The sequence below is a fragment of the Nocardioides sp. 1609 genome (assembly GCF_004522105.1).
Classification (GTDB): Bacteria; Actinomycetota; Actinomycetes; order Propionibacteriales; family Nocardioidaceae; genus Nocardioides.
The window spans coordinates 849577-863430 of record NZ_SPUJ01000003.1 but is presented as its reverse complement, the minus strand read 5'-3'; the positions used below and the strand labels follow the sequence as shown (position 1 = coordinate 863430).

12 protein-coding genes are annotated in these 13854 nt (G+C 72.3%); 8 read left to right on the top strand and 4 right to left on the bottom strand.

Annotation, left to right across the window (positions count from 1 at the left end):
- The first annotated feature begins 52 nt into the window (after positions 1-52).
- Positions 53-472, top strand: a complete 420-nt coding sequence (locus E4623_RS10280) for a hypothetical protein (protein ID WP_134766382.1) — start codon at positions 53-55, stop codon at positions 470-472.
- Positions 469-1356 (top strand): serine/threonine-protein kinase, encoded by an 888-nt coding sequence (locus E4623_RS10275; RefSeq protein WP_245154996.1) that lies wholly within the window; start codon positions 469-471, stop codon positions 1354-1356. The genes E4623_RS10280 and E4623_RS10275 overlap by 4 nt, the downstream gene beginning before the upstream one ends.
- Before the next feature lie 103 nt (positions 1357-1459).
- Here the strand turns inward: E4623_RS10275 and E4623_RS10270 are convergent, their stop codons facing one another.
- The 3 genes from E4623_RS10270 to E4623_RS22970 are packed head-to-tail and all read right to left on the bottom strand — an operon-like array spanning position 1460 to position 4193.
- Entirely contained in the window at positions 1460-2134 is a 675-nt protein-coding gene (locus E4623_RS10270) for a response regulator transcription factor (RefSeq protein WP_134766381.1), read from the bottom strand.
- Positions 2134-3552 carry an ATP-binding protein gene (locus E4623_RS10265; protein ID WP_209020594.1) on the bottom strand — a complete coding sequence of 473 codons (1419 nt, stop codon included), beginning with the start codon at positions 3550-3552 and terminating at the stop codon, positions 2134-2136. The genes E4623_RS10270 and E4623_RS10265 overlap by 1 nt, the downstream gene beginning before the upstream one ends.
- A gap of 56 nt (positions 3553-3608) precedes the next feature.
- Positions 3609-4193 carry a hypothetical protein gene (locus E4623_RS22970; RefSeq protein WP_209020593.1) on the bottom strand — a complete coding sequence of 195 codons (585 nt, stop codon included), beginning with the start codon at positions 4191-4193 and terminating at the stop codon, positions 3609-3611.
- A 128-nt stretch (positions 4194-4321) separates the two neighbouring features.
- Between E4623_RS22970 and E4623_RS10255 the strand changes: the two genes are divergently transcribed.
- On the top strand, positions 4322-5893 hold the full coding sequence (locus E4623_RS10255) for an AMP-binding protein (protein WP_134766482.1): 1572 nt from the start codon (positions 4322-4324) through the stop codon (positions 5891-5893).
- 38 nt (positions 5894-5931) lie between these two features.
- Here E4623_RS10255 and E4623_RS22965 read toward each other — a convergent pair whose 3' ends face one another.
- Positions 5932-6303 carry a zinc-ribbon domain-containing protein gene (locus tag E4623_RS22965; RefSeq protein ID WP_134766380.1) on the bottom strand — a complete coding sequence of 124 codons (372 nt, stop codon included), beginning with the start codon at positions 6301-6303 and terminating at the stop codon, positions 5932-5934.
- Between the two features lie 40 nt (positions 6304-6343).
- On the opposite strand from E4623_RS22965, the gene E4623_RS10245 reads away from it, so the two are divergent.
- The 5 genes from E4623_RS10245 to E4623_RS10225 all read left to right on the top strand — a co-directional run bounded on the left by E4623_RS10245 (position 6344) and on the right by E4623_RS10225 (position 13792).
- Entirely contained in the window at positions 6344-7462 is a 1119-nt protein-coding gene (locus tag E4623_RS10245; protein ID WP_134766379.1) for a Nif3-like dinuclear metal center hexameric protein, read from the top strand.
- 28 nt (positions 7463-7490) lie between these two features.
- A complete protein-coding gene (locus E4623_RS10240) occupies positions 7491-8234 on the top strand; it encodes a C4-type zinc ribbon domain-containing protein (RefSeq protein ID WP_245154995.1) in 744 nt (247 codons plus the stop codon).
- 14 nt (positions 8235-8248) lie between these two features.
- Entirely contained in the window at positions 8249-9412 is a 1164-nt protein-coding gene (locus E4623_RS10235; protein ID WP_134766378.1) for a bifunctional RNase H/acid phosphatase, read from the top strand.
- 208 nt (positions 9413-9620) lie between these two features.
- Complete coding sequence (gene dnaE, locus E4623_RS10230; protein ID WP_134766377.1) at positions 9621-13178, top strand: DNA polymerase III subunit alpha; 3558 nt, start codon at positions 9621-9623, stop codon at positions 13176-13178.
- Positions 13175-13792 (top strand): hypothetical protein, encoded by a 618-nt coding sequence (locus E4623_RS10225; RefSeq protein WP_134766376.1) that lies wholly within the window; start codon positions 13175-13177, stop codon positions 13790-13792. The genes dnaE and E4623_RS10225 overlap by 4 nt, the downstream gene beginning before the upstream one ends.
- Positions 13793-13854: the final 62 nt, after the last annotated feature.

Below are 13854 nucleotides of genomic sequence, written 5' to 3'. Positions count from 1 at the left end.
GTTCTGGGCATCGAGGCCGGACCGCGGCCTCCACCGGAAAGGCACCACCACCATGAAGATCACCACGCTCTCGTTCGGCACCCTCGGCGTCGCCGGCCTCGTCGCGGCCGGCCTGATGTCGCTGCCCACCTCCGGCGCGACCGCCGCCCCCGCCGTCACCGACGGCCCCGCCGACGTCGTCAAGCGCGACGAGGACACCCTCGAGGTCGTGCTGGTCGCCGACGACGACGACGACGACACCAACGCCCGCGACACCGACACCCGGACCAGGGACACCAACACCAACACCCGCGGCGGCACCAACACGAACTCGCGCAGCCGCAACGACGGCACCGGCACCGGCACCCGGACCGGCCGGGACGACAGCCGCGAGCGCCGGGTCAACGACTGGACCCGGGACGGCGGCGACCGCACCCGCGACTGGTCGGCCAACCAGACCAACGACCGCTCGCGCCACAACACCCGCCGTTGACCGCCGGCTGGCGGCTCCGTGAGGGAGACCCGATCACCCCCGAGCTGACCGCGATGCGGCTGCTCGGGGGCGGGTCGGCCTACGAGGCCTACCTCGCGTTCGACGAGATCACCCTCGCACCGGTCGTGGTGAAGATCGTCCGGCCCGACCAGGTCGAGGACCCGAGCAGCCTGCGCGGCCTCGACCGGGAGGTCCGCGCCCTCGCCCGGGTCAACCACCCGGTCGTCGTCCGGGGGCTGCGGCACCAGCTGGACGGCGACCGGCCGCACGTCGTCCTCGAGAACATCGACGGGCCGCGGCTCTCGAGCCTGATCCGGCGTACCGGCCGGCTCTCCGAGCAGCAGTACCTGCCCCTGGCGATCGACCTGGCCTCGGCGCTGCACTACTTCCGCCACGTCGACGTCTGCCACCTCGACATCAAGCCCAGCAACGTCATCATGGGCGCTCCGGCGCGGCTGATCGACCTCTCGGTCGCCCGGCCGGGGGAGCGCGCGGCGCGGCTGGAGGTGCCCATCGGCACCGACTTCTACATGGCGCCCGAGCAGTGCCTGCCCGGCGACGGTCCCGGTGCGCGGGGGCTGCCCGGCCACGCCAGCGACGTCTGGGGCCTCGGTGCCACGCTGTTCCACGCGGTGGCCGGCTACCGGCCCTTCGACGAGGGCGACCCGGACGCCGCCGACACCGAGGCACGCTTCCCGCAGCTCGTCGACGAGCCGTACACCCTGCCGGACGGCGTCCCGGCCGCCGTGGCCGACGTGCTCCACGCGACACTGCGCCCCGACCCGGCCGACCGTCCCGCGCCGCGCGACGTGGCCGACGCCCTCGAGCCCGTCCTCGCCGCCCAGCCCGCCGCCCGGCTGACCTTCAAGGTCAACGGCCGCTGACGACGTCGCCGGCGACCGCCGCCGAGGAGACCCGCCCGGCCCCGAGCCCGCTCGGGGCCGGGCGTCGTCGTCCCCGGACCCGGTCGCCGGCGGGGTCCCGGGCTCACGCGTTGAAGCGGTAACCCATCCCGCGCACCGTCGCGATGGTCTGGGCGCCGAACTTCTTGCGCAGGTAGCCGACGTAGACGTCGACGACGTTGGACCCGGGGTCGAAGTCGAGACCCCAGACGTGGTCGAGGAGCTGCTCGCGCGAGAGCACGTTGCCGGCGTTCAGCATGAACGTCTCGGCGAGGGTGAACTCGCGCGCCGACAGGTCGACGTCGCGCCCACCCGTGGTCGCCCGGCGGGTGCGGAGGTCGAGGCGGACGCCGCCGGCCTCCAGCACCTCGCGCACGCTCGCGCCGCCCTCCCCGGCGCCGTGCTGACGGAGCCGGAGCCGGATCCGGGCCAGCAGCTCGGCGAACCGGAACGGCTTCGGCATGTAGTCGTCGGCGCCGCCCTCCAGCGCGAGCACCGTGTCGCTGACCGAGTCGCGCGCCGTCAGCACGATGACCGGGATGCGGGAGCCCTGCGCCCGCAGCTGCTCGAGGACGTCGAACCCGTCGATGCCCGGGAGCCCGATGTCGAGGACGACGAGGTCGTGGGCGCCGCTCAGCACCTCGTCGAGCCCGGTGGGCCCGTCGGCGGCGATGGTGGCGACGTGGCCCTCGGAGCGCAGGCCCTTGGCGACGAAGGACGCGATGCGCGCCTCGTCCTCGACGATGAGGATGCGGGCCATCAGGTCTCCTGCCGGGTCGGGACGTCGTCGGGTGCGCCGGAGCCGGCGGCCCGGGGAAGCTGCGGAGGCGGGGGCGCCTGGGGCACCGAGAAGACGAACCGCGCGCCCCCGTCGTGGTCGGCGTCCAGCCACGCGTCCCCGCCGTGGGCACGGGCGATGGCGGTGACGATCGCCAGGCCCAGCCCGAAGCCGTCGGTGCCCGTGTCGTGGCCGCGCCCGAACCGCTCGAAGATCCGCTCCCGGTCCTCGGGCGCCACCCCGTCGCCGGTGTCGCGGACCCAGAAGAGCACCGAGCCGGAGTCGAGCGCCGAGCCGAGCGCGACGACGTCGCCGGGGGCGGTGTGCTTGACGGCGTTGTGGGCGAGCTGGAGCAGAGCCTGGGTGATCCGCTGCGGGTCGGCCGACACGGTGGCCTCGGCGGTGCCGTCGACCGACCAGGCCCGCTCGCCGAGCCCGGCGGCCTTCGCGGCGGCCGCCTCGGTCAGGCCGGCGGCGTCGACCGCGGCGAGCTTGAGGAACCCCGGCCGGTCGGTCTTGGCCAGCAGGATCAGGTCGTCGACGAGCCGCCGCATCCGGTCGATCTCGTCGAGCAGTAGGTCGCGGGTCTCGCCGACCTCCGCGGGGTCCTCGCTGTCGAGGAGCTCGAGGTGGCCCTGCAGGATCGTCAGCGGCGTCCGCAGCTCGTGTCCGGCGTCGTCGAGGAGCTGTCGCTGGCCGATGAACGCCGACTCGAGCCGGTCCAGCATGCCGTTGATGGTGCGGGTCAGCGCGGTGATGTCGTCGTTGCCGGTGACCGGGAGCCGCCGCGACAGGTCGGTCTCGGTGATCTCCTCGGCGGTGTCGCGCACCACGCGCAGCGGGGCCAGCGCCCGCCCGGCCTGCCAGAAGGCGATCGCGATGATGAGGAACAGCGACAGGGTGCTGACGATCGCGTAGGTGCGCATCGTGCCGCGGATCTCGTCGCGGTCCTCCTCGAGGAAGTTGATGACGACGAGCGCGCCCGCCTCCCCCTCGATCATCACGGTCTGGGAGGACAGCAGCACCTCGCCGACGTCGGTCGTGATCCGCGTCGAGCCGTCGGAGCCCAGGAGCGGCTCGACCGCGTCGAGGAAGACCTGCTGCTCGAAGAGGTCGTTGGCGGCGTTGGGTGTCGGGATGAACTCGCGCTCGCCTACCCGGCCGTAGAGCAGCTCGTCGTCGTCGGGCACGTTGCGTGCCAGGAACGTCGACAGCAGCGGCACGGCGCCGTTCCACGTCTCGGTGGTGGCCAGGTTCTCGAACTCCTGGAACTCCTGGTCGACCTCGTTGATGGTGTTGGCCTCGAGGCGCTGCATCTCGATCACGTAGACGATCAGTCCGGACCCGCCGAGCGCGGAGGCCACGAGCAGGGCGACGGCGGCGGTGATGCGCAGGCGCACCGAGGCGCCCGGCCGCCGTGGCCGGGTGCCGGTCGTGGCGGGGGCGGTCGAGGTGTTCAGTCGTCGTCCTGGTCGTCGCGGTCGTCGTCGTCATTGTCGTCGCCGTCGCCGGTGCGGTCGTCATCGTCATCGTCGTCGTCGCCCTGGTCGTCGCCCTGGTCGTCGCCCTGGTCGTCGCCCTCGTCGTCGTCGCGGGTCCGGTCGTCGTCCGCCTGGCCGCCCTGGCCGCCCTGGCCACCCTGGCCACCCTGGCCACCCTGGCCGCCCTGGCCGGACGGCGCCGCCGGCGCGGACTGGCCGCCGTCGCGGGGCGGGCCGGCCTCGCGGGTGCGGGTCTGCGCGTCGCCCCCGCCGCCGCCGGCGTACGTGTCGTCGTCATCGTCGTCGGTGTCGTCGGCGTCGTCCTCGTCGTCCGGGACCGCCTCGGGACGCGGCGTGACGACGGTGGGGTCGTCGGTGCGTGCCTCGCGGGAGGGGCGCTCGGACGGCGTCGAGCCGGTGCCCGTGCCGGAGCCGTCGATCACGATCGTGTCCCGGTCGTCCGGCTCGGCGGCGCCGGAGGTGATCAGCGAGCCGACGACGTAGCCGCCGACCGGCAGCACGACCATCAGCGCGATCACGATCTTCCACAGCGGGCTCATGGCGGCCACGTTCTCCTGCGCGGGTGGGGTCCGCGTGAGACGACGGTGAGAGGTCTCTCATGGACCAGCCTGTCGGCAACGTCGACGTCACTACAGTGGCGGGCGTCACCGCTGCTCCAGGAGGGCCCATGTTCGTCCCGCTCACCGTCCGTGACTTCCTCGACCGTGCCGTCCAGGTCTACGGCGACCGGGTCGGCGCCGTCGACGAGCCCGACCAGCCGGCGCCGTCGCTGGGCGAGCTCACCTACGCCGAGATCGGCGGCCTCGCACGGCGCCAGGCCGCCCGGCTCGACGAGCTCGGGATCGGGGTGGGGGAGCGGGTCGCGGTCGTCAGCCACAACAGCGCGCGGCTCCTGACGTCGTTCTTCGGCGTGACCGGGTCGGGCCGGGTGCTGGTGCCGGTGAACTTCCGGCTCCGCCCCGACGAGGTCCGCTACATCATCGAGCACTCCGGGGCCCGGGTCGTCTACCTCGACCCCGAGCTCGACGAGGCCCTGGCCGACGTCACCGCCGAGCACCGCTTCGTGCTCGGCGACCCCTCTTCGTCGGCCGACCTCTACGGCCCGGCCGACGTCGAGCCCGCGCCGTGGGAGCCCGACGAGGGCGCGACCGCCTGCATCAACTACACCTCCGGCACCACCGCGCGCCCCAAGGGCGTGCAGATCACCCACCGCAACATCTGGGTCAACGCCGTCACCTTCGCGATGCACACGACGGTCAGCGACCGCGACGTCTACCTGCACACCCTGCCGATGTTCCACGCCAACGGCTGGGGCATGCCGTTCGCGATGACCGGCCTCGGGGTCAAGCAGGTCGTGCTGCGCAAGATCGACGGCGCGGAGATCCTGCGCCGGGTGCGCGACCACGGGGTGACCGTGATGTGTGCCGCGCCGGCGGTGGCGGCCGCCGTCCTCGAGGCCGCGCAGACGTGGGAGGGCGAGATCCCGGGCCGCGACCGGGTGCGGATCATCATGGCGGGGGCGCCGCCGCCGACGAGGACCGTCGCCCGGGTCGAGGCCGAGCTGGGCTGGGAGTTCATCCAGATCTACGGCCTCACCGAGACCTCGCCGCTGCTCACCATCAACCGCAGCCGCGCCGAGTGGGACGACCTGCCCGCCGAGGAGCGGGCCACGCTGCTCACCCGGGCCGGGGCGCCCGCGCTCGGCGTCCGACTGAGCGTGAGCGAGCCCGACGAGGACGGCGGCCCCTCGGGTGAGCTGCTGGCCCGGTCGAACGTCGTCCTCGAGGGCTACTGGGAGCAGCCCGAGGAGACCGCGACGGCCCTCGCCGGGGGGTGGTTCCACACCGGTGACGGCGCGTCGATCGGCGACGACGGCTACGTCACCATCCAGGACCGCAAGAAGGACGTCATCATCACCGGCGGCGAGAACGTGTCCTCGATCGAGGTCGAGGACGTGCTCTTCTCCCACCCGGCCGTCGAGGAGGTCGCCGTGATCGGGGTCCCGAGCGAGAAGTGGGGCGAGACGATCAAGGCGCTCGTCGTCCTCGCCGACGGCGAGGAGCCGGGCGCCGAGAAGGAGGCCGAGCTGATCGCCTGGTGCAAGGAGCGGGCGGCCGGCTACAAGGCGCCGACCTCGATCGAGTTCCGCGACGAGCTGGCCCGCACGGCCACCGGCAAGCTGCAGAAGTTCAAGCTCCGCGCGCCGTACTGGGAGGGCCTCGACCGCCAGGTGAACTGAGCCGGCCGTCGGCGGAGGCCCCGACACGCCCGCGGGCCTCAGCGCGGCGGCTGCGGGTGCTGACCGTACGGCGGCGGCTGCTGGCCGTACGCCGGCGGGGCCTGCTGGCCGTACGGCGGCGGGGGCTGCTGGCCGTACGGCGGCGGGCCGGGCTGCTGGGGAGCGGCGGAGGCGTTGAGCTGCGCGGCGCACCGCTCGGCGTCCTGCTCGGTCAGCGTGGACTGCAGGCCGCAGAACGTGCAGTCGAGGTAGTGCCTCGTCGAGGTGGTGAAGAGCGGGATCCAGAAGAACGTGAACTTCTTGCGCAGCCGGTGCAGCCGGTGCGCGGCGGGGTTGTGGCAGCGCCCGCAGACGAGGTTGCCGGTCGCGAGCAGGGTGAGGTACGGCTTCCAGCCCCAGATCAGGATCATGCGCGCAGCGTAGGCCTCCGCCGCCCTCTAAGGTGAGGCAGTGCCTTCCCTCAACGCCGTCGTCGACCTGGTCCACACCTGGTACCCACCGCAGACCGCCGAGGGATGGGACGCCGTGGGACTGGTCTGGGGCGACCCGGCCCAGGACGTCGTCAAGGTGATGCTCGCCGTCGACGTGACTCCGGAGGTCGCGGCCGAGGCCGCCGGCTGGGGGGCCGACCTGCTGCTCGTGCACCACCCGCTGTTCCTCAAGGCCGTGCACGGGTTCGCCGCGACGACACCCAAGGGCCGCTCGCTGGCCACGCTGGTCGGCGCCGGCTGCGCGCTGCTGACCGCCCACACCAACGCCGACCAGGCCGACGGAGGAGTCTCCGAGGCCCTCGCGACCGCGCTCGGGGTCGCCGACCAGGCGCCGATCCTGCCGGCCGCCGGCGACCCGATCGACAAGCTCACCTTCTACGTGCCGGCCGACGCCGCCTCGATCGTGCGGGCCGCCGTGGCCGAGGCGGGGGCCGGCACCATCGGCAACTACGACTTCGCGTCGTTCTCCTCGCCCGGCCACGGCCGGTTCCGGCCGCTCGACGGGGCCGAGCCGATGATCGGCACGGTCGGTGCGATCTCGGAGGTGGAGGAGATGCGGATCGAGGTCGTCCTCCCACGCAGCCGCCGGCGCCAGGTGGTGGCCGCGATGCGGGCCGCGCACCCCTACGAGGAGCCCGCCCACGACGTCGTCCAGGTCGCCGACGGGGGCGCCGGCTCCACCGGCACCGGCCGGATCGGGACGATCGCCCCGCTGACCCTGGAGGAGTTCGCGGGCCGGGTCGCCGCGGCCCTGCCCGAGACCCACCACGGCGTCCGCGTCGCCGGTGACCCCGCCCGGCGGGTCCGCCGCGTCGCGGTGTGCGGCGGCGCCGGCGACTTCCTGCTCGACGACGTGCTGCGCACCGACGCCGACGTCTACGTCACCAGCGACCTGCGGCACCACCCGGCGGCGGAGTTCCTCGAGAAGGACGGCCCGGCGCTGGTCGACGTCGCACACTGGGCGGCGGAGTCGACCTGGCTCCCGGTGGTGGCCGCGCGGCTCCGCGCGGGTCTGGGCGACGCCGTCGAGACCCGGGTCAGCACCCGGGTGACGGACCCGTGGACAATGCGCCTGTGAGCAACGTGAGCACTGTGAGGACGGCGCCGTGAAGGCAGACCCGAAGGACCAGCTTCGTCTCCTGGACGTGCAGGCGCTCGACTCGCGTGCCGACCAGCTGCGTCACCAGCGCTCGCACCTGCCGGAGCTCGCCGAGATGGCGACCCTCCAGGCGAGCCGCAACGAGGTCGAGGACCAGCGCCGCGACGCCCAGATCGTCGTCGACGACCTGGTCGCGGCGCAGCGGAAGGCCGACCAGGACGTCGAGGCCGTCAAGGCCCGCCGCACGCGCGACCGCGACCGGATGGACCAGGGGCTCGTCAAGAACGCCAAGGACCTCGAGCGCATGCAGCACGAGCTGGAGTCGCTCGAGCGCCGGATCGGCACCCTCGAGGACGAGGAGATCGCGATCATGGAGCAGCTCGAGGAGGCGCAGGCCGCTCTCGGTGAGCTGGTCCAGCGCGTCGCCGCGAGCGACGAGCGCCTCGCCGAGCTCGGCGAGCTGCGCGACCGCAAGAGCGGGGAGATCGACGTCCAGCTCGCGCAGGTCGAGGCCGACCGTGGGCCGGCGGCCGAGGGGCTGCCCGCCGACCTCGTCGCCCTCTACGACAAGCTCCGCGCCAGCAAGGGCGGCGTCGGCGCTGCCGCGCTGTCCCAGCGGCGCTGCACCGGTTGCCAGCTCGGCATCGACAACGCCGAGCTCGGCGTCATCCGGGCCACCCCGGTCGACACCGTCGTGCGGTGCGAGGAGTGCTCGCGGATCCTCGTGCGCACCCCCGAGTCCGGGGTCTAGGGCCACCGGTGGGCGTGACGGGACCGCGCGCGGTCGTCGTCCAGGCCGACGGCGGGTCGCGGGGCAACCCCGGGCCGGCCGGGTACGGCGCGGTCCTGACCGACGCCGACACGGGTGCGGTGATCGCCGAGGACGGCTCCGTGATCGGGCGCGCCACCAACAACGTGGCGGAGTACTCCGGGCTGATCGCCGGCCTCCGGATGGCCGCGGACCTGGCCCCGGACGCCGTCGTCGAGGTCCGGATGGACTCCAAGCTCGTCGTCGAGCAGATGGCGGGCCGCTGGAAGGTCAAGCACCCCGACATGCGCCCGCTGCACGCCGAGGCGACCCGCCTGGCGCCGTCCGGGACGACGTACACGTGGGTGCCGCGGGCCGAGAACGCCCACGCCGACCGGCTCGCCAACGAGGCGCTGGACGGCGAGCGGTCGGGCGTCACGGTCGTCGGGATCGACCCGGAGCCGGCGGAGTCCCTCGCCGAGGAGGTGCAGGAGGCCGCCAAGCCCCCGGCGCGGGGCTGGGGCGGCACCGGGGTCGCCACCACCGTGATCCTCGTGCGGCACGGCGTCACGAAGCACACCCAGGCCAAGCGGTTCTCCGGGGGTCTCGGCGGCGACAACCCGCCGCTGAGCGAGGAGGGCCGCGACCAGGTCCGGGCGGCGGGTGAGTGGCTGCTGCCGATGTCCGACCGGGTCGACGCGATCGTCGCCTCGCCGGTGCGGCGGACCCGTGAGTCCGCCGACATCCTCGGCGAGCTGCTCGGCGTCGCGGTCACCGAGGAGCCGGGTTTCGCCGAGATGGAGTTCGGCCACTGGGACGGCCTCACCTTCGCCGAGGTCGGGGAGCGCCACGGCGAGGAGATGAAGGCCTGGCTCGGCGCGCTGGACGTCGCGCCCAGGGGCGGGGAGTCGTTCCGCGTCGTCCGGGAGCGGGTGCTGGCCGGGCTGGAGCGGCTGCGGTCCGAGCACGCCGGCCGCACGGTCGTCGTCGTGAGTCACGTCACCCCGATCAAGACCCTCGTCGCGCACGCCCTGGACGCGCCGCTCGAGGCGGTCTTCCGCATGGAGCTGTCGCCGGCGTCGGTCACGGTGCTGTCGTGGTATGACGACGGCCGCGCCTCGATGCGCCTCTACAACGCGCTGCCGCCCGCGCGCGACGCGTTCGCCGGCGCCACCTGGTAGTGCTGTCGCGGTGCCCACGGCGTCGCTCGCGGCTGCGGTGAGATGTCGGTGCCGGGTGCCACGATCAGCCGGACGGTTCGCGTAGGCTGACGTCCTTCCCTCAGGATCGACGCTCTTCCCCCGCCGGCCTGTCAGCACCCCCGCCCACGGCCTGCTCGCCGCGCCCGCACGACAGTCCACGATCCTTCGCTGAGGAGCGCCCCACCCGATGTCGAACGGCTCCAGCCAGGACTCCTTCGTCCACCTGCACGTCCACACCGAGTACTCCATGCTCGACGGGGCGGCGCGGCTCGGTGCCCTGACCGAGCGGGCCGCCGAGCTCGGGATGCCGGCGGTCGCGATGACCGACCACGGCAACGTCTTCGGTGCCTTCGAGTTCTACAAGAAGGCCAAGAGCGCCGGGGTCAAGCCGATCATCGGCATCGAGGCCTACTTCACCCCCAACATCAGCCGCCACGAGCGCAAGCGCGTCAACTTCTACGGCGGCGGCCCCGACGACGTCTCGAGCCGGGGCGCCTACACCCACATGACGTTGCTCTCGGAGTCGACGCAGGGGATGCACAACCTGTTCCGGCTCTCCACCGGGGCGTGGCGCGACGGCTTCTTCCAGCACCCGCGCATGGACCGCGAGCTGCTGGCCCAGCACGGTGCCGGGCTGATCGGCACGACCGGGTGCCCCTCGGGCGAGGTCCAGGTGCACCTGCGCCACGGCGCCTACGACGCCGCCCGCCAGACCGCGGCCGACTTCCAGGACATCCTCGGCAAGGACAACTACTTCCTCGAGCTGATGGACCACGGGCTCGACATCGAGAAGCGGGTCCGCGACGGCCTGCTCCGCCTCGCCAAGGACCTGCAGATCCCGCTCCTGGCGACCAACGACTCCCACTACGTCAACAAGGAGGACGCGCCGTCGCAGGAGCACCTCCTGTGCATCAACTCCGGGTCGACGATGGACATCCCGGCCGGAGACGGGCCGGGGCAGCGCTTCGCGTTCTCCGGCGACGGCTACTACCTCAAGACGGCCGAGGAGATGCGTCACCTGTGGCGCGACCTCCCCGAGGCGTGCGACAACACCCTGCTCATCGCCGAGCGCTGCGACGTCGCCTTCACCGAGGGCAGCGGCACCTTCATGCCGAAGTTCCCGTGCCCGCCGGGGGAGAACGAGGACTCCTGGCTGGTCAAGGAGGTCGAGACCGGGCTCGCCGTGCGCTACCCCCACGGCGTCCCGGAGGCCTCGCGCAAGCAGGCCGAGTTCGAGATCGACGTGATCACCCGGATGGGCTTCTCCGGCTACTTCCTGGTCGTCGCCGACTTCATCAACTGGGCCAAGAAGAACGGCATCCGGGTCGGTCCCGGCCGCGGCTCCGGTGCCGGCTCGATGGTCGCCTACGCGATGCGGATCACCGACCTCGACCCGCTCGTCCACGGCCTGATCTTCGAGCGGTTCCTCAACCCCGACCGCGTCTCGATGCCCGACTTCGACATCGACTTCGACGAGCGCCGGCGCGGTGAGGTCATCCGCTACGTCACCGACAAGTACGGCGACGAGCGCGTCTCCTACATCGTCACCTACGGCACCATCAAGGCCAAGCAGGCCGTCAAGGACTCCAGCCGGATCCTCGCCTACCCCTTCGCGATGGGCGACCGGATCACCAAGGCCATGCCGGCCGCGGTGATGGGCAAGGACGTCCCGCTGCAGGAGATCTTCAACCCCGAGCACAAGCGCTACGGGGAGGGCGGCGAGTTCCGCGCCCTCTACGACGGCGACAACGACGTCAAGCGGGTCGTCGACACCGCGATGGGCATTGAGGGCCTCAAGCGGCAGTGGGGCGTGCACGCGGCCGGCGTGATCATGTCCAGCGAGCCGCTCCTCGACATCATCCCGATGCTCAAGCGGCCCTCCGATGGCGCCATGATCACGCAGTTCGACTATCCGACCTGCGAGAGCCTCGGGCTCATCAAGATGGACTTCCTGGGGCTGCGCAACCTCACCGTCCTCGACGACGCGGTGAAGAACATCGAGGCCAACCGCGGCGAGACCGTCGTCCTGGAGGACCTCGAGCTCACCGACGAGGCCACCTACGGGCTGCTCCAGCGCGGCGACACCCTGGGTGTCTTCCAGCTCGACGGCGGGCCGATGCGCGCGCTGCTGCGCTCGATGCGCCCCGACACCTTCGAGGACATCTCGGCCGTCGGTGCGCTCTACCGACCGGGCCCGATGGGCGCCGACTCCCACAACAAGTACGCCCGCCGCAAGACCGGTCGCGAGCCGGTCGAGGCGATCCACCCCGAGCTGGCCGATGCCCTCGAGGACGTGCTCGGCGAGACCTACGGCCTGATCGTCTACCAGGAGCAGGTCATGGCCATCGCCCAGAAGCTCGCGGGCTACACGCTGGGCCAGGCCGACATCCTGCGGCGCGCGATGGGCAAGAAGAAGAAGGAGGAGCTGGACAAGCAGTTCGCCGGGTTCTCCGCCGGCATGACCGCCAACGGCTACTCCGGCGCCGCGATCAAGACGCTGTGGGACATCCTGCTGCCGTTCTCCGACTACGCCTTCAACAAGGCGCACTCCGCGGCCTACGGTCTGGTCTCCTACTGGACCGCCTACCTCAAGGCCAACTACCCGGCCGAGTACATGGCGGCGCTGCTGACCTCGACGCGCGACGACAAGGACAAGTCCGCGATCTACCTCAACGAGTGCCGGCGGATGAAGATCCAGGTGCTCCCGCCCGACGTCAACGAGTCGTCGGCCAACTTCACCCCGGTCGGGCGCGACATCCGCTTCGGCCTCACCGCGGTCCGCAACGTCGGCGCCAACGTCGTCGACGGCATCGTGGCCGGCCGCGAGGAGAAGGGGCGCTACGCCGACTTCAACGACTTCATGGGCAAGGTCCCCGCCCTGGTGTGCAACAAGCGGGTCCTCGAGTCGCTGATCAAGGCCGGCGCGTTCGACGAGATGAAGCTCAAGCGCAAGGCCCTGGTCGCGATCCACGAGACCGCCGTCGACCAGTACGTCGACATCAAGCGCAACGAGGCCATCGGCCAGGACTCCCTGTTCGCCGGTCTCGACGACGACGAGGGCGGCGGGGGCTTCGGCATCACCGTCGTCGTCCCGGAGATCGACGAGTGGGACAAGATGACCCTGCTCGGCCACGAGCGCGACATGCTCGGGCTCTACGTCTCCGACCACCCGCTCCTCGGTCTCGAGCACGTCCTGTCCACCGGCACCGACTGCACGATCGGGCAGCTGATGCTCGACGAGGAGCGCTCGGACGGCTCGCCGATCACGATCAGCGGCCTCATCACCTCGGTCCAGCGCAAGATCACCAAGCGCGGCGACGCCTGGGCGATGATCACGGTCGAGGACCTCGACGGTGCGATCGACGTGCTGCTCTTCCCCAGCGCCTACCAGCTCGCGAGCCCGCACCTGGTCGAGGACGCCATCATCACGGTCAAGGGCCGGCTCTCCAAGAGCAAGGACCAGCCCGAGATCCACGGGCAGGAGATCTCGGTGCCCGACCTCTCCGAGGGTCCGAGCGGTCCGGTGACCATCAGCCTGCCGTCCACCCGCTGCACCGCCCCGGTCATCGAGCAGCTGCGCGACGTCCTCGGCACCCACCCCGGGATGACCGAGGTGCGGCTCAAGCTGCTGTCGCGGCAGTCGACGAAGCTGATGCGCCTCGACGACCGGCTGCGGGTCACCCCGACCCCGGCGCTGTTCGCCGACTTGAAGCAGCTCCTCGGACCGGGTTGTCTGACCGGGTGACCACCGACCTGCCCGCGCCCGAGATCCCGGCGCCGCCCTCGCACCCCGGCCCGCGGCCCCCCGTGCCGTGGCGCGGCATCGCGGTCGAGGGGGCGGTGGTCCTCGCGGTCTTCGCGCTGGCCGGAGCGGTCGTCGGCTGGCTCTGGGAGCGATGGGTCACCCCGCCCGACGGCGTCGTGTTCGAGGGGGAGTGGCGGCTCGGCTACCGGATCGAGGGCGAGTTCTTCGTCGGTGACTTCCAGAGCCTGGGCCACGGCTTCGGCGTCATCGGCACCTACGTGGTCGTCGGCCTCGTCGGGGGCCTCGTGGTTGGCACCGCCGCCGCGCTGCTGTGCCGTCGCTCCGAGCTGGCCACCCTCGCCTTCGTGGTCGTCGGGGCGGTGCTGGCCGGAATCATCAGCTACCGGCTCGGCGTGGCGCTCGGCCCGGCCGACCCCGCCGCGGCGGCGTCGTCCGCCGCCGACGGCACCATGCTGGCGGGCAGCCTCGGTTTCGACGGGCTCAGCCCGTTCGTGGCCTGGCCCTTCGCCGCCCTCGTGGGCCTCACCTTCACCTACTTCCTCACCTCGCCGCGCGATTCGGGCGGAACCGGCGCGGGTAGACACCCGTCGTAGACGAGAATGTCGCGCCAGGCGCTCCGTGCGCCGGCTCGACGCCCCACCGTGCCTGAAAGCGG